Below are 22,548 nucleotides of genomic sequence, written 5' to 3' on the forward strand. Positions count from 1 at the left end.
GTTAGATGTTTGTTTTATTGTTCATTGATTTTTCGTAATTACTTGGTGTCTCTCCATAATATTCCTTGAAACATTTACTGAAATATTTCGGATTATTGAAACCGACAATATATGCTACATCCGAGATACGGTATTCACCTTGTAAAATCAGGTAAGCTGCTTTCTTTAATCGTGCTTCCTGTAAAATATCTTTTGCAGATCTACCTGTTACTTTCTTTACTTTACGATAAAAATTAGAGTGGCTCATTCCAATCTCTCTCTCCAATTCTTCAATTGTAAATTCTGAATTAGAAAGTCCATCTGCTATTGCTTGTGTCAGTTTATTCAAGAATTTTTCATCCTGAATTGAAAGACGAGGTTTATCTTCAATTGTCTCTACTTCATCTTTCTTTTCTTCAACCGCTGTTTTAGACTCTGTCCCTACATTGACTTCTTCTTGAACAGGAACTAAAACATCAACAGATGCATTAGCAGAGATTGTTTCATTTGCACTAGTTTCAACCTTTTCTTCTTTCTCAATGACAGCTTTTAAATTGGATTCAATTTGATAATTGGCTTGATCATTAAAGTTTTGTTCTACTTCTTTCTTTAATTTTGAAAGATAAGCGATATAAACAGCGCCTAAGAGAATGACAGCATAAATGACAAATGCATACCACTTTAAATAATAAGGCTTATCGATGATGATGACTAAAGATTTGTATTGATCATCAAAGAAACCATCATCAGATGAGGCTTTGTAAAGTAAAGTATATTCTCCATAGGATAAGTTGGCAAACGATACTTGATGTTTACGGTTCTTCAAGTACTGCCATTTTTCATCATATCCCTTTAATTTATAAGCATAGGATATCCTTCTCGAACGAGAAACACCTTCAATCATAAAATCCACAGAAAATGAATTTTCATTTGGTGCTAGTTTTAAGCGTTCAAGGTTTTGGATTGCACTTGTGAATTTTACCTCTCCATTAAAATCTTGATTAGGATTTACACGCTCTCCTAATACTTTTATGTCTTCAATGCTAACAGTTGAACCGTTTTTCTTAACAATAACATCTTCAGGTTTGAAAGAAAAGAATAAATTATTGGTTCCGAAAAATATTTCACCATTAGTTGTTGTACTAACAGCGTGTTCAGAAAACTCACTGCTTGGTAAACCATTATTTTCATTATAATTGACAATATCATAGGAAGATCCGTGAAAGGTTAATTTGCTCAGTCCATCGTTCGTACCAATCCATACCGTTCCAGTTGAATCCTCTTGTATACTTTGAATCATATTGGAAAGCAACCCTTGTTCTTTTCGAAGGATTGTATTGGTAAATCTTCCATTACCTGTGCGTTTCATTATGTTCAATCCATTGTAAGTACCAATTAGATAATCTCCATTTTTATTTTTAATAATCGAACGAACGTAATCATTAGAGATATCTTTATTTCCTACATTGGAATTAATGATTGTCACATTTTTTACATTTTGAGCACTATCTAATGATAGGATATTGATCCCATTGCCTTCAAAACCTACCCAAATTTCATTGTATTCTCTATCATAATAAGCAATACGGGTATTTCTTCCTGATAAATTAGGAACAGAGTTTTGACTATAGACAGTCTTTTTATACGTATTGTCTTTTTGTTTTTTGAGTTGATAAAGGCCTCTAATTGACGTTAACCAAAGCGTGTTTTTGTCCTTTCCTTCAATTAAGTAAGTACATGCGCCAAAGATTTTTACTACATTAATTAACTTATTATTTTTTTCATCAACCTTGTATAAACCTCCTCTACCAGTTACTAAAATTTCACCGTTAATTTTTTTGATATCAAAGACAATATAATTGTTTAATCCAATTCTAGTCGTTGTGTTTTTTTGAATATCAAAAACAGAGATTCCACCATTTTGCAAACCGAAATAAATTTTCTGTGTTTCTTCATCCTTATAAACAGATCTTACAAAATGAGAGATTAATTTATCATCAACATATTTAGGAATCACATAGTTTTTGAAGGGATTATTACTGACGTCAAGATAATTGACACCATCACCAATTGTGCCTAACCACATTGTTTTATCACGACCTAAATACAGTGCTTTGATCAATGGAGAGGTTGTATTTTTAATCGTTGCAATTTCTTGTTTTTCTTTATTGTATATATGAAGTCCTTTCACTTTTGAAGCAACCCATATATCATCGTTCTCATCAACAAGAAGATCTGTAATAAGCGGTAAATTTGCGATTAGTTCTTTTTTATTGGCTTGAATAGAGTATTTATTCAAGCCTTTATTCGTTGAGTACCAAAGGTTATTGTCCTTGTCAAAATCAATATCTACAATGTATTGTGACTTCAATAATTTTGGAATAAATTCCGTTTGAATTCTTTTATTTTCGGGTTGAAAACTAATCTTAGCCATTCCAACATTGGAAGCTACCCAAAGAAAATGATCATCGTTTGGGTCTTTCTTAAGGCAATTGATTGTTGTTGTAGCATATAATTCAGTGACTCTATATATGTTATTGTTTTTGATGCTTTCTACATCATGATTTAGATCTATAATATAGAATCCTTGTCCTGTACCTACAAAAAGATGCTCTTGTACAATTTCAAGAGTGATAATCTTTTCATTTGATGAAAAGTTCTTATTTAAAGAGACATGTGTAAAGCGATCAAAAGTAGGTTCATATATATTTAAACCATCATTGGTTCCAATCCATATACGACCTTTATGATCTTCATTTAATGCAAAAATAGTATTATTAGATAATGCATTTTCTGATCCATTACCTACATTAAATTGTTTTACTGTATAGCCATCAAATCGATTAAGCCCATCTAATGTACCAATCCAAATAAAACCATTTTTATCTTCTAACAGTGAATAAACCTCACTATTTGATAGTTTATTTTGTATTTTGTTATTAGAATTCAAGGAACAAAAAAAGCGATCAGTTAAAAACGCTACACCTATAAGTACAATATTACTTATAAGAAGTAAAGGACCTTCTTCTTTAAAGTAAAAGGTATCCCAATGCTGAGAAATTGTATAAATTTGATCTAAAATAGCTAAACTAAGTAATATTGCTTCTATAATTCTCGCTTTTTTCAAAAGTTCTTTATCTGATTTTAAATAGGTAACAGGCTTCAAAGTTTGTAAAGTTTAGTATTTCCAAAGTGCAATTTTTGTCATTAATCATGTATACAAATTTAGATCCTAAAAATTTAAATCCTTGAACATATATGTATATATTAAAGATTAGTTTAATATACTTATCAAGCATCTCAAACAATCTAGAAGAAAATAGATGATTATATACAAATCCAACGACAATTGGTTCGGCGATATTACACATTTAGCCAAAAGCTGGACCATGGTAAAAGTCATGAGAACTGTCGTATTTTTTGGCGTATACACGACTATCATTTGGCTGTTACATTTTAAATTTTTCCCAGAAAAAGAGCAAAGTGTTATTGGTTCTGCTTTCTCTCTACTAGGTATTGTTCTTAGTATTTTATTGGTATTCCGTACTAATAGTGCTTATGATCGTTGGTGGGAAGGTAGAAAACAATGGGGAGCCTTGATAAATAATACACGAAATTTAGCCGTATATGCTCATTCGATGTTGCCTCAAGATGATGAAACTTTACGATTTTATTTAGGAGTAAGAATCAGTAATTTCTGTCATGCCATGGCTGAACACCTAAGGAATGGTACTAAATTAGAGAAACTCATCCATCTTTCAGAAGAGGATAAAAATAAATACAGTCAAAGGGCACATGTTCCCAACGCTATCACTCAAGAAATCTATGCTGCCATTATCAAAGAACATCGTAACGGGAGAATTACTGATGCGGATCTGATTAATTATGGGCCTTTGCACAAATCTTTATTAGATATCATTGGAGCTTGTGAAAGAATTAAGAAAACACCTATCCCTTTTTCTTATGCCGTATTTATGAAAATTTTCATCTCGGTGTATGGTTTATTATTGCCTTTTGCACTTGCTCCTCAGATGGAATATTTTGCAATTCCTGTTGTGATGCTTGTCATGTTTGCTTTTGTGGGCATCGAGTTAATGGGAGAAGAAATCGAAGATCCTTTTGGATTAGATTGTAATGATTTACCAACAGGTGATATGGCAAAAACGATACAGAATAACGTTTTCGAAATCTTTGAATTAAGTGAAGAGAAAGCATTGAATGCAAAACGAGAATTGTACGAAAAAGTATTTTAAAATAAAGCCCGATGAGTGTAATTTCATCGGGCTTTATTTAATCAATTTTCAAATGTTGCTCTTTGTATTTTGTTGGAGATACTCCATGAAACTTTGTAAATGTATTGTAGAATTGTTGTTGGTTTAAGAACCCACAATTAAAGGCAACTTCCTTGATTTGTATATCCTCAGACATTAATAATTTTGCTGCGGTAGTCATTCGAGCACTCTTAATAAATTCGGCAATAGAACAGCCTGTCAATACTTTCAACTTATTGTAAAGTAACGTCTTACTCATTCCCATTTTTTCACAAAAAGCACCTGTATTAAATTCCGTATTTTCTAAATGTTGAAAGACTACTTTGTATACTTCATCGAGGAAATCTTGATCAGAATTGGATAGTGCAATTTCCTTAGGAGGTAAAAACGCATCTGTTTTAAATTTAGATCTCAGCTCTTTTCTTAATGTTAAATGATAAGTAATTCTTGATTGTAAGATCTTGATATTAAATGGTTTTGTAAAATACTCATCCGCCCCTTGTGCATAACCTTCCAACTGATAATCTTCAGAATGTTTTGCTGTTAAAAGTAAGAGAGGAATATGACTCGTTTCTATATTTCCTTTTAAAGCTTCACATACTTCTAAACCATTTAATTTAGGCATCATAACATCACTAATAATCAAATCAGGAAGAAGTGATTTCGCTTTTTCTAATCCTTCTTTCCCATCTTTTGCCTGTACAATATGGTATTTTTCTTCTAACTCTAAAGTTAGATAACTCAGTATTTCCACATTGTCATCAATCAACAAAATAGTTGTATTATCTGCATTTTGGGGCAGAGAATTGGTTTCTACAATATCTAAAGTTCTTTCTATGACAACTTCATTGGATACTGATTCTTGTTGTGATTTTGGTTCGCAAATCTCCAACGGTAGTTGTATGATAAAATTGGCCCCTTTTCCTATTTCACTCTCTACATGTATATTCCCGTTCTGAAGGTTAACGAGGTCTTTCGTCAATGTCAAACCAATGCCAGTCCCTTTTCCAGGGTTTTCTTTTACCACATAATAACGGTTGAATATTTCTTTTTGCTCCTTTTCTGCTATGCCTACACCCGTATCTTTCACTTCGATTTGTAAAAGGATATTCTTCTCCATTTTTTCAGCTAAAAATACATGAAGATAAATACCATCCTTTTCTTTGGTGTGTTTGAAAGCATTTGAAAGAACATTATGAATGATTTTTTCGAGTTTGTCTTTATCATATTTTACCCAAAGATTTTCCAGTTGAAGATCAATTTGGAAATCAATTTTCTCTTGCTCTGCTTTATAAGTATAAAGGTGAGCAAGTTCTTGGATATTTTGCATAATATTTCCCTCTTGAACATGTAGTTGTAAAAGCCCACTCTCTGCTTTTCGAAAATCCATTAATTGATTAATTAACCTTAATAGTCTGTGAGCATTATTATGCATTAGACCTAACATTTTACTTTCTTTTTCGCCTTTTTCTTTTGCTAATAAAGTAGAAAGTGGCGTCAGAATTAAAGTCAAAGGTGTTCTCAATTCATGAGAAATATTCGTAAAAAATTGCTCTTTTATTTTAATAATATCCTTTTGTTTTTGTCTATTAAGTTGAGCTATTTCAATTTGCTGTCTTAATTTTTCTCTGTAAATCAAGAAGCGATAGATCAAAAAGATCATCATAGAAAACAGACTTATATAAATCAATTTAGCCCACCAAGTCAACCAAAGAGGAGGCAACTGTTCTATTTTTAATGGCCTAGCCTCTTGCCACTGCCCATTATTAGTGGAACCCTTCACTCTAAATGTATATTTCCCGGGATTAAGATTTGTATACGTTGTGAAATTTTTATCTCCTACATCTTGCCATGTTTTATCAAATCCTTCCAACATGTACATATATTTATTTTGGTTGCTTTGAGCATAATTCAAAGTACTAAATCGTAGTGAAAACACTTCCTGAGTATGATCTAATATTAGTTGATCCGCTATATCAATCACTTTTTCTAAAGGGGAGTTTTCAGAAGTGGGTGTCACTTCTTTATTGTATAACTCTAAATTTACAATCTTCAGTGGTGCCAAATAATTATTGGTTTTTAACGCTTCTGGATGGAATAGTATGATTCCATTTGTACTTCCAAATAGAATTCTTCCATCCGCTAATTGATGAGAAGCGCCAATATTAAACTCACCATCGAAAGCCATATCTTCAGGTGTAAATACAGAAAGGATATCTTTTGTAAGTGCATATTTCACCAATTGATTATTCACTGCCAACCAAAGATTCCCTTCTTTATCTTCTTGTATCGCTTGTACTCTTGGCCCCAATGTCCCAAGGTCACCTCCCTTTTTAAAAAAATGTCCCCCTATGGGATCAAATAAAGCCAATCCATTGTTAGTACCAATCCAAATTCTACCTTTTTTATCTTCATAAGCACAATTGACAGAATACCCGGGTAAGGGATGTTCTTGAGCAATATCTTGATTGTAATATTGTATTTTTCCTGTATTTAGATCTTGTACGACCAATCCTTGGGTAGTACAAAAATACAAACGTCTTTGACTATCTTCAAACATATAAAAAGTACTTAGGAAAAGGGTATTTTGATGTTCAGGTATAAAAAATGAAAGTACTTTACCTGTCTCAGGATTAATCTTACACAATCCTTTTTCATGTACTGAAACCCATAAATCTCCGTTACTATCTTCGAAAGTCAACCAAATATTATTTTCGGGTAAAGTAAAATGTTCCCCTTTTTGTCTCTGGATGGTTGTTATATCTTTGGTTAGTGGATCGATTTTATAAATTCCATTTCCCCAAGTAGTCAGCCATTCGTTACCTTTCTTATCATGTCGGATCGATAAGATCGCTTGTTCTTTAAAACGATCAAGATAGGGTGTTTCAATCATCTCATTCTTCTCAATATCCAATAACGAAATACCACCTCCATCTGTAGCTATCCATAATTTATTCTCTTCTTGATGAATATCCATCACACTATTGTGCCTCAACACTTCTAACCCTCCTTGATCACTTGAAATAAGTTTGAATTTAGAATTATAAACATTATAAAAATAGACTCCTTTTCGAAAACTTCCTACCCATAAATTCCCTTGAAAATCTTTATACAAATAGGTGAAAAAATCATCTGCAATTTCTTTTCCTTCACTGTTTACATTCTCTTTTTTATACAGAAGTTGTGTTTCAAAATCATACACATGAATACCAGTAGTAGTAGCCATCCATAATTCCTCATTTTCTTCATAAAAATCCCACACTTCTAATTGATGTGTTTGGATAGTTTTATCCTTAGGATGAAATGAATATAGCTTCCAGGACGATATCCAAATCATTCCATTATTATCTTTATGTAAATCGATAATTGTCCCAAAGGCCAAATCCTCTGGCAATTGTTTGAAATAGTTGGTACTATTTTCACCTTCTTTGGTTAAGATTTTAAGTCCTTCTTTAGTACCAACAAAAATATGAGTATCAGTTTCAAGAACTTGAGTAATTTCACCATCATGGTATTTTTTAAGGATCTTTTTAGTTTGAGGATTAAAGAGAAATAATCCTTTTCGTGTTGACAACCAAAGATTATTGTTTGAAGATTTCGATACTTCAATTACCTTACATTCTTCATTTTGTAATAACTGAATATATTCGAAAAATCCTTTTTCTCTATTGTAAAGATAAAGACCATCCATTGTACCCACCCAAAGTTGTTGAAGTTCGTCTTCCATGATGGTATTGATATAATCAGATCGAATACCTCTGTTATCTTTTACCTCTAGGAAATAGGGTTTCATGGCATAGCCATCATAACGGAATAAACCTTTCCAAGTACAAAACCACATAAATCCATCTGAATCCATGATGATTTCACTCACGGCTGTTTGGGACAATCCTTCTTTGGTGCCAAAATGTTTAAACTGTAATCCACTACTTTTGTTTTGAGCAAAAGTTTGAATAGAGCAATGAAGTAGATAAAATGCTAGTAATAGTAATTTTTTCATACACTGGTAAAAACGATAATCTGTAGTTTTCTTGTAAAAGTAAGTACTAAGGACACCTTTTAAACGTCCATATTGTGAATTAAAGTCGAATATAATTATTCTTTAAAAATTAATATACCAACTTTAAATAGGAATACAAAATCTCGTTTTCACCTTCGATATTAATCATTTAAAGTCTTTCCCACTCTTCTAAAGTGATTTTATACCAATGCAATGGCATACCTTCATATTCTCCATCACGGACATGTTTCATTCCTACTTTTTTGAGTACGTGATTTGAATTCTCATTTCCAAAATCAGCACACGCTTCTACAGTTTCCCATTTTAAATTTTCAAATGCATACTTTAAAGAAGCCTTAGCTGCTTCTGTTGCATATCCATTTCCCCAAAACTCTTCTCTTAGCCGATATCCAAGGTCAAAATAGGGTCCATTTTCACTTAAAACTGTTTCAATTTTTAGCCCTGCCCAACCAATAAATTCATTCGTTTCTTTAAGAATACAAGCCCATCTACCGATACCATTTTTAGCATATTGTTCTAAGATATTATTGATGTACCCTTCCGATTGCTTTATATCTGTCACAGGTGGGATACCGATAAATTTCACAACATTTGGATTGGAATCTAAAGCAAACATTCCTTCTACATCAGTCATTCGAAGGTCTCTTAGAATTAGTCTTTCGGTTTCAATAAAAAAATTGGCCATTGAATCGGTGGTATTAAAGTTGAGCTAATGTTTCTAGTGTAAACTCCCATTGATTTACTTCTTGTTCAAAAGTGATTGATCCAGGAGTTGTAGTATATTTTTTTACAAATTGGAATCCTACTTTTTCTAGTGTTTTATTAGGCGCCTCATTTAAGGCATAAGGTTCACAGAGTAATCGGTCTAATTCAAATTTTTCGAAGAAAATAGGAATAGCCAATTTGATCATTTCTGTACCAATACCAAGTTTTCTAGTTTCAGCATTCCAAATATGTAAATGCATTTTGGCAACATGTCCAAAATCGATTTCATTAATATTGACATGTCCAACTGCATGGTTATCGACAACAACAATTAATGCATAGTTTCTCTTTTCTGCATTTGGTGTCGTCAATAAAGAATTCAGCATAATGCTAAGATCATCTGCAAGAGGTATTTTTTTAAGATCAACACCCATAGCAATAAGGTGTTTACGATCAGATTTTGTCCAGTAGTCCACAATGTACCGGATATCAATTCCTTGCATTTCTCGTACTTGGATATCCATAGTTATAATTTTTGTTGGTGTTTGAAGTCCTTTAAGTAGGCTCTGATAGTAGTGTTTAATTTATTTCGATAGAGTCCCAAAACCTTTTCTAGAACAATATAAAAATCTTCTTCCGATTTACCTTGATTTAAAAGCAATTTTTATAAATATTTTAGATAATTAAAAATCTAAGACTTTTAACATGAATTATGTAATCAATTCTTAATTTTCAAGACATATTTCAAATAATATTTATTAAAGTATAGTTAGGAATACAGTTACTGTTTTATCATTCGATAACTCTTGATTAATACATCCATATGAAATAAGAGCTTCAATAATTTATCATAATCTGTTATCCATTCTCTTGTTGAAAAAACTAAATAATTCTTGACAGTTTTTGGGTCTACGTAGTCATTAAAAACTAAAGACTTATTTGAATAATTTTTGATAAATTCCAATGAGGGAATGAGTTGCTCGAAATCTTTATTTCCACTCAATTGATATCCCTGCGGGGCTTTAGAATGTGTTAAATCTATATTTCTTTGAAAGATTTTATCCATAAAAAGTTTAATGCCTATGGTCTTATTGAGTTGGAAAGTTTTTTGAGGAGCAGGTATTTCTATCCAAACTTCAAATTTTTGTTCTTTTGTAGCACCTGACCCTTCATATCCATCATAAGACTTATGGTATTTTAGGTCCAATGCTACGATACGATATTTTGTTTCTTTGTAGATAACCTCAAAACCATAACGGCAATCTAGTCTTGATATTCTGTATTGAATAAAATCGTATGTACAGCTTTCATCACTAAAGTTATTAAAAAGTTTTTTCCATGATTTGAAAGGGAAGTCGATTCTAAAAGTAGTTTGCATATAAATTTTATTATAAAATGATACTTGAATATACAGAAAAATTGAAGGTAATACATTAAATATTAGTCATCTTTTAACTATTTTTATATGGCTTAATATAAACTAGCACTTCGTGAGGAGAATATTAATTCTTGTTCTACAACTGATTACACTTTATATCTTGTGAGAAATAATAAAATAAAAACAATAGATTTAGATGATTGCGACGATCAATTTAATCTAAAACAAATACTACGTATATAACAAAAAAGCCTCCTTTCATTATACTAAGAAAGGAGGCTTCATCTATATTATTACAATAATTTACGACATCATTTTAAGATCGTTCAAGATTGTATTGGCTTCTTTTGCTTCACGAATCGAGAAGTAATGTACAGCGATACCTAAATAAGATAGGATGTAGAAAAATGGTGCGGCCAACATTGAGATAAATCCAAACACACCCAAAATAGAGAAGTATAAAATAGAACCTCCACTTGTTGGTAAGAAAGATCAATACCTCCTATAAATACTATAGCTAATGAGATAATATTTACAACAAAATAGATTGCAAAGGTAAAAGTAGAAATAACCAAACCAAGTACGATTAAATACCCAAATGTCTTCCACCAGTTATCCACAATTAGTTGTCTACTTCTAGATAACGCCTCAGAAATAGATAAATCTTCAATTATTAAAGCTGGGGTTACTAAAGTAAAAGCAATAAAAAGATAGATACCAGGAATCATAAAAAACATGTAAGCAAAACCTGATAAAAGACCAACTGCTAAAGAGGATAAGAAAACTCTACCCAAGTTAGAGATACTTTCTTTTCTAATATTCGCACTAGTAAATTTTAAAGCCTCATCTAAGTATACTTTGATCATACTGTTTGCTACCGAATTCATAAAGAAATAAGCAGTTATCACTATTAAATATCCAATAAAAATCAATGTAAGGTTTAATGGTGAACCAAATGTATTAATCATTGCCTCTGGATTCTCTAGCCCTCCATTCATAAAAAGGGTTGAATAAGGATAAGCAATCATACACATACCCAAAATCAATAGTGGTATAAATGTAGATGCAATTACAGGGACAAATGTTTTTTAATTTTTAGCCCAAAACGAGAAGGTGAATTCAATCTTTTTACCAAGAGATCGTACTTAGTAAAAATCAAAAGTTTGCTCTTTCATTTGTCAATAGTTTTACTTTAAAAAATGTATTTCACAAAACATTATGAAATACTTTATTATACAACATAATTTAATAAAAAAATATTTTTTAGAACGATGAGTTTAATTATACTATATACTATTTACTGACTATTATGATATTGTTTCTAAATCTTTCAAAATTGCAATCGCTTCTTTCTCTTCACGTAACGAGAAGTATTGAACATTCATTCCTATAAGATAAATATGATACAATATGAACACTACAATACCTAATATTGACATCATACTCATACCTAATAAAAAAGAATTGCCATCATTGACATCAAAACCTATCAATTGAATAAAACCAACGACTAATGCAAGAATAAAAAATGTACTTAAACCTATCCCTATCATCATACCAATCATTGTTAAAATAAAACTAACGGTATTCCACCACTTATTTTCAATTAACAACCTACTTTTAACTAAAGACTGACCTGATGACAATTTCTCATGAATAAGTGATTCTGTGGAAAGTGCAAGAGTACTGAATAAATAGAAGCCTGGAATAATAAAAAAGGCGAATCCTAAAACCATACCAATACTATTAATAATATCTAGTAACGCTACTTTTCTAAAACTTGAAAATGTTTGCTTCCAAATATTGATCGCATTAAAATCTAATTGATCATCAAGATATACTTTAACAATGCTGATAGCCGAAGCATGCAACATAAAATACCCTGATGTCCAACAAATACTAAATATGATAAAGAGGAAAAAAAACAAAAAACTATCTGGGCTCTCTGATCCAGTAATTCGCATTTCAATGGATGGAATTGTTAATGTAGTGCCGCAAATTAAAAAAAAGGGAAAAACAGAAATAGCTAGAGACTTGAAAATCGTGCGAAAGTTTTTTACCCAAAATGAAAAAGTAAAATCTACCTTTTGGCCTAAACTTCTTTTTTGATAAAAATCAAATGTTGGGTGTTTCATTAATTATTATTATGGTTTGCTTAAAAAATTAGTACTCAAAAATAAGAAGGAGGAAAATAGATTACAATACTACAAACTGTATTTAAGGAAAAGGCATATTTTAATTATAAACCTTAAAAAATATTAATTAATAAAACCTAATAAATGGATAACCGTATCTATAGCACAATAAGTGATTAACTATTCACTTATTGAAAATAATTTCAAAAAGACATTCACGACAAACTATTGTGTCTTTTTTCACTAAAATAAAGTACAATGACTAATGATAATGACAAGATCTTAGAACTTGACAGTAGGCTTAGTTTATTGATCAGCAAACACCAAGAATTTACTAGAGATATTAATCTCTTGAAATCTGAGTTAAGTCAATTAAAATTTGATATAGGAAAAAATACTATTACAAAACGAACTACTGAAACTCCTACATCAGAACCTTTTAAAAATGTAACCGTAGATTTACCCCAAAAAGAATATTCATCTACAAAACCTTCTGATTTAATTCGTAAAGAACAAAAGGAAACGCAAGTTTCATCACCAAAAATCCAGAAGACAAGTAAACCTATCCCATCAGGTCCAACAAACTTTGAGAAGTTTATAGGTGAAAACCTAATAAGTAAAATAGGAATTATCATCTTGGTAATCGGGATTAGTATTGGTGCAAAATATTCCATCGAAAACAATTTAATAAGTCCATTAACGAGAATTGTAATGGGATATATTGCTGGGGTAGCTCTTCTCGTTAAAGGGTTTCAGTTAAAGAAAAAGTATTTAAACTATAGTGCTGTATTGGTCAGTGGCGCCATAGCTACATTGTATATTGTGACCTATTTAGGATTTAATTTATATGGATTATATCCTCAAGCAATAGCTTTTGCACTTATGGTTTGTTTTACCATTTTCACAGTATTTACAGCCATTCAATATGATCGACAAGTAATTGCATTATTTGGTTTAGTTGGTGCATATGCAGTTCCATTTTTAGTTGGAGGTAAATCTGGCAATCATGTTGTTTTCCTTTCTTATATTGCTCTAATCAACATTGGAATGTTAGCCGTTTCTTTTAAGAAATATTGGAAACTCCTTTTAAAAGCATCATTTATTTTAACTTGGGCCATCTTTTTTACTTGGTTTGCCTCAAAATATGATAATCAAATAGTGTGGGTAGGCGTTTCATTCCTCATTTTCTTTTTTGGGACCTTCTATGCAGCTATTCTTTATTACAAATTTGCCAATCAAAAGGAATTTGCAAAAACAGATATTGCATTGATGTTTGCCAATGCTTTTATTTTCTATGGATTAGGTTTTGGTTTGTTAGATCAACTACCCTATGGAGATCAATTCTTAGGATTATATACACTAATAAATGCTATCATTCATTTTGTTGTTGGCTTTATATTGTATCGTAATAAAAAAGTCGATCAAAATATCTTTAGATTGGCGATTGGTTTAGTATTGATATTTATTTCTATTGCTATTCCAGTTCAATTTGAAGCAAAGGTAACTGCTATTTTATGGGCAGGACAAGCAGCAGCATTATTCTGGGTGGGTAGAACAAAAGGCATCTATTTTTATGAAAGATTATCGTATCCATTAATGTTATTATCCTCATCTATTTTAAGTATTAATTACTTAGAAACCTATGGTGATATGTTATGGATCTCTGAACATTCGAATATTACATTTTTATGGAATACTCAATTCCTTATCTCTGTTCTTTTTATTACAACATTTGGGTTTATCAATTACCTCAAAGTAAAGCATCCAAATACACTGCAAGACGAAGAAAATAAAAATGTTTTTTCTTCGATAATGCATTTCGCTATTCCGTTAATTCTAACTGTATTTGCATATCTCTCTATCTATCTTGAGATCAATTATCATTTTGAGAAATTATATGATTTATCCAAAATTAGCTTGCTAGATGGTGTATCACTACACAATGTTGATATTCTATTATTTAAGCAATTATGGTTGATATTTTATAGCCTTACTTTTGGTACAATTGCTATTTTAATCAATCAGAATAAAATAAAAAATGAAAGTGTTTCAATACTACTAACGCTCTTCCTTGTTGTGTCAATGGGTATATTTACAACACTTGGTTTAGAGAACTTAGGCTCACTTAGAGATAATTATTTAGTAAATTTCAATGCGGAATATTATACATTATCTTACTTTCATATTGGTATCCGATACATAGGTATACTATTAATTGGTATAAGTTTATGGGCTTTACAAAAAGTATATAAAGGAAAAGCTCCTCATATTGTGGACATTTTTTCAAGTCTTGTAATCCTTACATTAGTCAGTAATGAATATATCAATTGGATGACGATTTATAACCCAACTGCCTCGTTTAAATTAGGATTAAGTATTCTTTGGGGAGTTATGGCTTTACTATCAGTTATCATTGGAATTAGTAAAAATAAAAAACATCTACGAGTTAGTGCTTTTGTACTGTTTGGTATCACATTATTGAAGTTGTTTTTCTATGACTTAACTTCTTTAGATACTATTTCAAAAACAATCGTATTTGTCGCTCTAGGTATTTTACTATTGATTATATCATTTTTGTATAACAAATTTAAAAATAAAATAGATAATGAAGACCATGAACAAATGGCTTAGTTTCTTACTGATTCTAGTCAGTATATCGTCTTCTTATGGTCAGATTAATTCACTTAAATATAGAAGATCTCTTTCAGCGTCAGATTCAACATGGCAAAAAATCGTGCTTCCAGAAGCTATTTATGCTAAGTTAAATCAAAATTTAGGTGATGTAAGGATTTATGGATTTACAGCAGCAAAGGATACCGTTGAGGCATCCTTTCTGCTTGAATCGAAAGAAGACCAAAAGGTAATTCAACATATACCATTTCAAATTATCAATACTGCCTCTACAAAAGAAGGCTACTATTATACACTAAAAACCAGATCAAAAAACTTGATCAATAAAATCATACTTGACTTTGAAAAGGATAATTTTGAGTGGTATATTAATCTTGAAGGAAGTCATGACCAAAAGCATTGGTTTACTATCATGGAAGACTATCGTGTGCTTTCCATTAAAAATAAAGACACAGACTATACTTATACTGACCTTAATTTCCCAAAGTCTGATTATGAGTATTATCGGATATTCGTTAAAAGTAAAAGTGATCCAAAATTACTAAAAGTAAGTATTTTAGAAAGTCAATGTATTAAAGGCTCTTTCACTTCTGATATTTATGAAAAAAAGAACTTTACGAAAGAGCGAAAGAACGAGAATGACCTAATCTACCTTGATTTAGGGACTGTAAAAAGAATAAATTCTATTGAACTCTCTATCACTAAAGATTTTGATTACTTCAGGCACATCAAGATTGACTATTTAGTGGATAGTATTAAAACAGAAAAAGGATGGAGACATCAGTACAAAACACTCACAAGAGGTATTCTTAACTCTACTAAAAAGAATCGTTTTGAGTGTTTTCCGATTTCTGCTCAAAAGCTTAGGATTACTATTTTTAATGGAAATAACCCAGCATTAGAAGTAGAAAGTATTGAAGTGAAAAAAGTAATTAATGAAATTTGGTGGAGGACAACCGTAAAAGCAGATTATTATCTTTATTATGGAAATAAAAGCGTGATGAAACCAAGGTATGATATTGATTATTTTAAAGACAATATCCCTGATAGCCTTATAACTTCTACGTTAGGCAAAGAAGAAAAAGTAGTTTTAGATTCACAAGAAGTAGAAAAAGATCCACTCTTTGAAAGTGAATATTGGATCTGGACATTAATGTTACTTATTATTGTTCTACTTGGCTTGTTTTCAATGAAAATGCTTTATGAAAAAGACAAAGCATAACATCAAAAAATGCATTTTATTTAAAAATCACCTTTTAGACTTCATTGGAAGGTGATTTTTTTACTTAATCAATTTAATATTGTTTTATTCAATGTTTTGATGACCTAAAAAAGGTCTATTTTTATACAGAATATTATCTTGTATTATACGAACACATTTATATTAGCTACACTATTTCTTCTTCAACATTTATGAGTAAAACAAAAAAAGTTATTGTAGGAATTACAGGTGCAACGGGAGCACCAATAGCTTATAAATTATTACAAATGCTAAATGATTTTGAAGTGGAAATACACCTTATCATTTCTGAATGGGCCAAGGTGACCATTAATTTAGAAACAGACCGTAGTCTTGAGGATTTTCATCAATTAGCCAATGTTAAACATAGTCATAAAGATCAAGCTGCATGTATTTCAAGTGGGTCATTTAGAGCTGATGCTATGATTATTGTACCATGTAGTATGAAAACATTAGCAGCGATCAAATGTGGTTTTGCAGATAATCTCATCTCAAGATCCGCAGATGTTATGTTGAAGGAAAAAAAGACATTAATATTAGCCGTTCGTGAAACGCCACTAAATCCTATTCATCTTGAAAATATGCTTTACCTCTCAAAAATAGGTGTCCAAATTTCCCCCTTAATGCCTGCATTTTATAATAATCCACAAACAATCGATGATATCATTACTCATAATGCGGCTAGGATATTGGACCAAATTGGTTTAGAACATCAAGATGCAAAAAGATGGAAATCTGATCAATAATTGATCTCTTCAAAATTTAAATCTAATATGGAAAAAATCGAACATGAAATTAAAATAAAAGGCTCAAAAGAGAATGTTTATAAAGCTATAAATAGCCTTGAAGGCCTTACTTCTTGGTTTTCAGCCAAAGGTGAACAAGATGGAAAGATATGGAAATTAAAGCCAAATGATAGCTTGGATTATCATTTTAGAGTCATAAAGGATGTCCCCGATAAAGAAATTGTTTGGGATGTGCATGAAGGGCCTTCCAAATCAAGAGAAAGTAATATGATTTTTAAAATAAGTGATGTTGATAATGGAAGGGTGCTTGTAGAATTTGAACACGATAGCTGGCCCGATAAAGAGGGTCATTTCCGTAAATGTAATACCTATTGGGCATTGGCTTTAGGTCAATTGAAAAAGTATGTTGAAAAAGGAATTGTTGATCCTGCATTTTAATAGAAAAGAACCTATTCTGTTAAAAGATAGGCTCTTTCACTATTTTAAATTAATTAGATATTTCTACATTATATTTCCAATAATCTTGTAATGTCACTATTTCATCTCTTTGAAAGGTATAAGGAATATAATAATCATAACCCATTTTTCTTTTCTTGATTATTGGTGTAACCCACTCTTTATTTACCTTAATTTTTTCATATTTATTTTGAGAATAAAAATGCAATCTTGCTGTCTGTAAATATTTGGGTTTCAACTGAGAACCTTGTGTGAAGAAATTATGGAAAAATAGCCATTCTGCTTTTAAATTAATAGGGCTAATTACTTTTATATTATCATGAATAATGACAGGGTCATAAGTAGCATTTTTTGTAGTATTAGCAATTTCTTCTTCAAAATAATCAGCATACACATATGGAGTTTCTAAAAATAATGCTTTAGAAATTGGTGTCACTAATAATTGATGCCATGGATTTTCATTATAATGTGATACCGCAAAATATGACGGTGGTGTAAGGAACCAAAATTCGTTATAATTTTTCACAAACTCTTTTACAATTTTATGATCTCTAGTTGAGATCGAGACTTCTTTATCTTGCACAAACCCAGCTCCCCATGTTGGATCAAGAAGATATGAAAAGCCATATAAATTGATCAAATTCCAAGAGTGGGCATCCGTAACCATCAAATCTGTCTTGGCTAAACCATCTGTTTCTATACATAAATTAGGGTCTGTAACATCTAAGATGGCTTTCAGTAATTTACTATAACCACAGCATATTGTTTTTCTTGTTTTCATTACCTCATTTGGAGAGGTTACAGCTTCATACATAGGGATATTATAAATATCAACATCGTACGCAATGTTATCTGTTATCCAAATCCATGCGGCACGAACTCTTTCATGTGGATGCTCATACTTTGAAACGATTAATCTTGACACATCATATACATTATCACATTTCAAATTTCTTTTACCGCGTACCTCATGATCAATGATACTAAAATCATAGTGATACAAGTCAATGTAGTTTTTACTTGCGAAACAGAATAAAGGTGAAAAACATAAAAGTAATAATAGAAATAAGCTGAAATTTTTCATTGGATAATAATTTTATTATAAGAGTAAGTAGATGTTTAAGTAACAAAGACAATTGATCTTATGAAAAAATTATTCCATTGGATTTTTACAATTAAATGTAAACTTTTTGTGATTAAATACTCAATTTTTGATTTTATAAATCACTTTTTAAATAAAATAAAAAATTCCCTATTGTCAATTTTACAATCAACAATAGGGAATCAAATTTAAAAAAGTGCTTTTCACTTTAATTATCACTTATTCTCCATACAGTCTTTAATTCTTCATCGGCTACATTTTCGCCAATAAGTTCATCAATTGTTTGAATGATGGTATCATAAGGATTTTCATCGTCTTCATAAGGTAATCGGCTACCTTCTTCAGAAGTGATTTCAAGATTGAAATTGATAAAGTTTCTTACAAGTTGCCCATGATCAGTGAGTTCAAAATAATAGATCATAGATGTTTCGTTGGTGGCAAATGAAAGTACTTTTGCATCAGACAAGTCCATACTACCATCAATTACATTTTCATAATCTGTGAAAATGATTGTTCCTTTTTCTCCAAAATATACATCTGAAAATCCTTGTGGAGTATTGCCTAAAAAGGCGTCCTCATAGTCTACTTCTGTTGGGTTGTTGATTTCATAGCCAAGTTCTGCTTCGAACTCCTCTGTTTTTCCTTTATAGCTTTTGTCAATCACAAAGCCTGCAAAATGATGTCCCATAGATCGTTAAGATTTAGTTAGATTAATTTATATTACAATTTAATTTAAATATATCTTTTAATCCAATATTGATAGGAAGTATTTGTATGTAACAGTAGAGTGTCTTTGAATAAAGCCTTATCTTAATCAATTAAGGTGAATTAATCAGTATTTTACAAATCATTTCCTTTCTCGTGTTTTATTATATCACAAATACGACATATATAGGTTTTAATTATATAGATATAAAAACAATCAATTTTACTTATAAAGTTTCATCTAGTATGTTTGTAATGTCATCAAACAAAAGGTGACCAAAACAAGAAACACAAACAACTTAATTGAAAAAAATATGTCACAAATCGGAAAACAAGTAGTAGATTTTAAAGTTCAAGCATTTGCCAACAACGACTTTCATGAAGTATCAAAAAATGATATTTTAGGTAAATGGTCGATCTTCTTTTTCTACCCTGCCGACTTCACTTTTGTTTGTCCAACTGAACTTGAGGACTTAGCAAACTTATATGAAGAATTTAAGGCTACAGGTACAGAAATCTACTCTGTTTCTACAGATACACACTTTGTTCATAAAGCATGGCACGATACTTCAGAAACAATCAAAAAAATCAATTATCCAATGTTAGCAGACCCAACAGGTGTACTTTCAAGAGGATTTGATGTAATGATTGAAGAGGACGGAATGGCCGAAAGAGGAACATTTATCGTCAATCCTGAAGGTGAAATCGTATCATATGAAGTTGTTGCTGGTAATGTAGGAAGAAACGCTGAGGAATTGTTGAGAAAATTAAAAGCTTTACAATTTGTAGCAGCCAATCCATCTGAAGTTTGCCCAGCAAAATGGAAAGAAGGCAATGACACTTTAAAGCCTAGTATTGATCTAGTTGGATTAATCTAAGCAAAAGTGCTAAAGAATAATTTGGACACAATAGTTTGCTTTATAAACTAACCCATTTCAATCAAACTTAAAAATCCCACACGGTACCTTTCGGAAGAGTGTGGGATTTTTTTTATTAATCAAATGTAGCTCCACCAAGACCAACACTCAACGAGAAGGGTTGATACATTGAGGCACCTGCCTTTACGTAAATATAATCAATGATGAAATAAGAAGCATCAACACCAAAATCAAATTTGTACTCATTGTCTCCAAAATAATGAGTTGTTGGTGGCGTATAGTCATTGACAATTGCCGCTTCATAATGAATACCTACTTTAGGGTTTACAAATAGTTTTTCATTCCAAACTGGAAAAGAATAACCAATCATCAAGTTTCCTAATCTTGATTTGTCTGTTACTAATACAGATTGATCAGACTGATAATCTAATTCTTCTCCTTCTCCCTGAGCCATATTCGTAGCAAAATCCAAAGTGAAATTACTAAATGCAAGTCCAAAATTTAAAGACCCAGACGAATAATAATCGCCTCTAATAAAACCACCTCCAAGTGATACACCCCAGTTTTGAGCTGTTGCTTCATTTGTTGTAAGTACTAAGGACATCATCATGATGAACAAGTAGATAGGTAAAAATTTCTTCTTCATAAGTTTAAATAGTTGTCTCAATGTTAATAAGTTAGGTTCATATATTCATCATAATTGGTTGTATTTTATGTAGTTTCAATATAAAAATACCCACTTTTGGGGATGAGTTGGATTATAGGATAACGTTGTTAATTCATTTCAAATACAAACACCCCACTTATAAAATAAATGAGGTGTAACTTCAAAATCCTTAACCCTACTATGGTTAACTATTTCGCTTAATTTTGAAAAGAATATGTTCTACAACTTCTACTGATTGAGCATTAATATCATGGAATAATAGAAAGGTATACCAATCATCACATTTATTGGAAATGTAATACCTAATGCCATTGGAAGATATAAACTTGGATTAGCATCTGGGACAATTTGTTTCATTGCAGCAGGTACCGCTATATATGAAGCACTAGCACCTAATATGGCAAATAACAGTTGATTACCCATTTCAGAAGTGATCTGTAAGCTTATACCTAAGGCAATTAAACCGTTGACAAAAGGCATTAATGTGGAAAAAAGGAAGGGGTGTAGTCCTTTTTTAAACATGAGCGAAAGCTGTTTACCACTTGTAATTCCCATATCTAGAAGAAAAATAGCAAGAAAACCTTTAAAAATATCGGTCGTAAATGGCTTGATTCCTGCCGCATGTTCTGCGGATACAGTATAACCAATAATTAAACTTCCGAGTATCAAAAGTACACTTCCATTGGTGACGGAATGTCTAAGTATACTTCCTATTCCCGACTTTTCGCCTTCATTTTCATCCTTAAAATAATTGATAAGTAAGACACCAATTATTATTGAAGGAGCTTCCATAAATGCCATAACGGCAATCATATGTCCATTAAATGTGATCGATTCGAACTCAAGGAAAGAAGTAGCTGTCACAAAAGTGACTGCACTTACAGACCCATATGATGCTGCAATAGCACCTGCATTGGCTACACTCATTTTCTTCTTTAGAATTAGAAAGGATGACACTGGGATCGAGGTAGCCAAGAAAAGTCCCAACATGATACTGGAAGCTATCTCAATATTAAGCCCACTATGAGATAATTCTTGTCCTCCTTTAAATCCTATCGACAATAAGAGATAAATAGAGATAAATTTGGAACTGTTTTCCGGTATCATCAAATCGCTTTTGATTTGGACAGCAATAACTCCCAAAAGGAAGAATAAGAGTGCTGGATTAGTGACGTTTTCTATTAATACTTGTAAGTCCATGTTTAGTTTTAGTCTGTGATGATGACAGAGTACGTCTTTTCGTATTTAATTTTCTTACCGAGCGCTTCCGCTTTCAAAAGGAATGATTGAAGTGTGATAAATGACAAGTCATTATTTTCAAATTCCATCACATTATCTCCTTTTTTGTTTTCAACTTTTATATCAGGTTCTCCTTTTTCTTTCAGCGTTTCTTCAAACAAGTACAACAAATTAGGTTCAGGATTTTCACCTTCTTTTTGTTGTTGTACCTGAGGACTCTTTACATAAGAAGATCTTATGGAAATTGTCAGGTCGTTTTTTGGAGCAATAAGCTTTGAATACTCTTTTTGCATTTCTGTCGTGTTTCTTGTGCTTTTAGTCATGGTGTTCTTGTTTTTGTTTCCACAAACATAGATATTTACTTTCATAAGTTTTTATTTAATATTTTAATGATA

At 31.2% G+C, this 22,548-nt stretch carries 18 protein-coding genes; 6 read left to right on the forward strand and 12 right to left on the reverse strand.

Features of this window, described 5'->3' with window-relative positions; genetic code table 11:
* Nucleotide 1: 1 nt before the first annotated feature.
* Entirely contained in the window at nucleotides 2-3,145 is a 3,144-nt protein-coding gene (locus tag ACXAHM_RS07015; RefSeq protein ID WP_474959702.1) for a ligand-binding sensor domain-containing protein, read from the reverse strand.
* A 157-nt stretch (nucleotides 3,146-3,302) separates the two neighbouring features.
* On the opposite strand from ACXAHM_RS07015, the gene ACXAHM_RS07020 reads away from it, so the two are divergent.
* Entirely contained in the window at nucleotides 3,303-4,232 is a 930-nt protein-coding gene (locus tag ACXAHM_RS07020; RefSeq protein WP_474959703.1) for a bestrophin family protein, read from the forward strand.
* Nucleotides 4,233-4,269: 37 nt separating this feature from the next.
* Here the strand turns inward: ACXAHM_RS07020 and ACXAHM_RS07025 are convergent, their stop codons facing one another.
* The 6 genes from ACXAHM_RS07025 to ACXAHM_RS07050 form a co-directional block, all read right to left on the reverse strand.
* Nucleotides 4,270-8,250 (reverse strand): hybrid sensor histidine kinase/response regulator transcription factor, encoded by a 3,981-nt coding sequence (locus ACXAHM_RS07025; protein ID WP_474959704.1) that lies wholly within the window; start codon nucleotides 8,248-8,250, stop codon nucleotides 4,270-4,272.
* Nucleotides 8,251-8,419: 169 nt separating this feature from the next.
* Nucleotides 8,420-8,956 (reverse strand): GNAT family N-acetyltransferase, encoded by a 537-nt coding sequence (locus ACXAHM_RS07030; RefSeq protein WP_474959705.1) that lies wholly within the window; start codon nucleotides 8,954-8,956, stop codon nucleotides 8,420-8,422.
* A gap of 13 nt (nucleotides 8,957-8,969) precedes the next feature.
* Nucleotides 8,970-9,500 (reverse strand): GNAT family N-acetyltransferase, encoded by a 531-nt coding sequence (locus ACXAHM_RS07035; RefSeq protein ID WP_474959706.1) that lies wholly within the window; start codon nucleotides 9,498-9,500, stop codon nucleotides 8,970-8,972.
* Nucleotides 9,501-9,757: 257 nt separating this feature from the next.
* A complete protein-coding gene (locus ACXAHM_RS07040) occupies nucleotides 9,758-10,354 on the reverse strand; it encodes a hypothetical protein (RefSeq protein ID WP_474959707.1) in 597 nt (198 codons plus the stop codon).
* A gap of 383 nt (nucleotides 10,355-10,737) precedes the next feature.
* A complete protein-coding gene (locus ACXAHM_RS07045) occupies nucleotides 10,738-11,382 on the reverse strand; it encodes a DUF7847 domain-containing protein (RefSeq protein WP_474959708.1) in 645 nt (214 codons plus the stop codon).
* 279 nt (nucleotides 11,383-11,661) lie between these two features.
* Nucleotides 11,662-12,228 (reverse strand): hypothetical protein, encoded by a 567-nt coding sequence (locus ACXAHM_RS07050; protein ID WP_474959709.1) that lies wholly within the window; start codon nucleotides 12,226-12,228, stop codon nucleotides 11,662-11,664.
* Nucleotides 12,229-12,747: 519 nt separating this feature from the next.
* On the opposite strand from ACXAHM_RS07050, the gene ACXAHM_RS07055 reads away from it, so the two are divergent.
* The 4 genes from ACXAHM_RS07055 (at nucleotide 12,748) to ACXAHM_RS07070 (ending at nucleotide 17,544) form a co-directional block, all read left to right on the forward strand.
* Complete coding sequence (locus ACXAHM_RS07055; RefSeq protein WP_474959710.1) at nucleotides 12,748-15,120, forward strand: DUF2339 domain-containing protein; 2,373 nt, start codon at nucleotides 12,748-12,750, stop codon at nucleotides 15,118-15,120.
* Nucleotides 15,104-16,342 (forward strand): hypothetical protein, encoded by a 1,239-nt coding sequence (locus tag ACXAHM_RS07060; RefSeq protein ID WP_474959711.1) that lies wholly within the window; start codon nucleotides 15,104-15,106, stop codon nucleotides 16,340-16,342. Before ACXAHM_RS07055 ends, ACXAHM_RS07060 begins: the two co-directional genes overlap by 17 nt.
* A gap of 191 nt (nucleotides 16,343-16,533) precedes the next feature.
* Entirely contained in the window at nucleotides 16,534-17,106 is a 573-nt protein-coding gene (locus ACXAHM_RS07065) for a UbiX family flavin prenyltransferase (RefSeq protein ID WP_474959712.1), read from the forward strand.
* A 27-nt stretch (nucleotides 17,107-17,133) separates the two neighbouring features.
* Complete coding sequence (locus tag ACXAHM_RS07070; RefSeq protein ID WP_474959713.1) at nucleotides 17,134-17,544, forward strand: SRPBCC family protein; 411 nt, start codon at nucleotides 17,134-17,136, stop codon at nucleotides 17,542-17,544.
* A 49-nt stretch (nucleotides 17,545-17,593) separates the two neighbouring features.
* On the opposite strand, the gene ACXAHM_RS07075 is transcribed toward ACXAHM_RS07070, so the two are convergent.
* On the reverse strand, nucleotides 17,594-18,646 hold the full coding sequence (locus tag ACXAHM_RS07075) for a transglutaminase domain-containing protein (RefSeq protein ID WP_474959714.1): 1,053 nt from the start codon (nucleotides 18,644-18,646) through the stop codon (nucleotides 17,594-17,596).
* 226 nt (nucleotides 18,647-18,872) lie between these two features.
* Nucleotides 18,873-19,352 (reverse strand): hypothetical protein, encoded by a 480-nt coding sequence (locus ACXAHM_RS07080; RefSeq protein ID WP_474959715.1) that lies wholly within the window; start codon nucleotides 19,350-19,352, stop codon nucleotides 18,873-18,875.
* Between the two features lie 331 nt (nucleotides 19,353-19,683).
* On the opposite strand from ACXAHM_RS07080, the gene ahpC reads away from it, so the two are divergent.
* Nucleotides 19,684-20,247 (forward strand): alkyl hydroperoxide reductase subunit C, encoded by a 564-nt coding sequence (gene ahpC, locus ACXAHM_RS07085; RefSeq protein ID WP_474959716.1) that lies wholly within the window; start codon nucleotides 19,684-19,686, stop codon nucleotides 20,245-20,247.
* A gap of 115 nt (nucleotides 20,248-20,362) precedes the next feature.
* On the opposite strand, the gene ACXAHM_RS07090 is transcribed toward ahpC, so the two are convergent.
* The 3 genes from ACXAHM_RS07090 to ACXAHM_RS07100 all read right to left on the reverse strand — a co-directional run bounded on the left by ACXAHM_RS07090 (nucleotide 20,363) and on the right by ACXAHM_RS07100 (nucleotide 22,476).
* Entirely contained in the window at nucleotides 20,363-20,893 is a 531-nt protein-coding gene (locus ACXAHM_RS07090; RefSeq protein ID WP_474959717.1) for a hypothetical protein, read from the reverse strand.
* Between the two features lie 249 nt (nucleotides 20,894-21,142).
* Nucleotides 21,143-22,114 (reverse strand): sodium-dependent bicarbonate transport family permease, encoded by a 972-nt coding sequence (locus ACXAHM_RS07095; protein ID WP_474959718.1) that lies wholly within the window; start codon nucleotides 22,112-22,114, stop codon nucleotides 21,143-21,145.
* Nucleotides 22,115-22,122: 8 nt separating this feature from the next.
* Nucleotides 22,123-22,476 carry a hypothetical protein gene (locus tag ACXAHM_RS07100; protein WP_474959719.1) on the reverse strand — a complete coding sequence of 118 codons (354 nt, stop codon included), beginning with the start codon at nucleotides 22,474-22,476 and terminating at the stop codon, nucleotides 22,123-22,125.
* Between the last annotated feature and the right edge of the window lie 72 nt (nucleotides 22,477-22,548).

Source organism: Flammeovirga sp. AWQ4_249 (genome assembly GCF_056161045.1).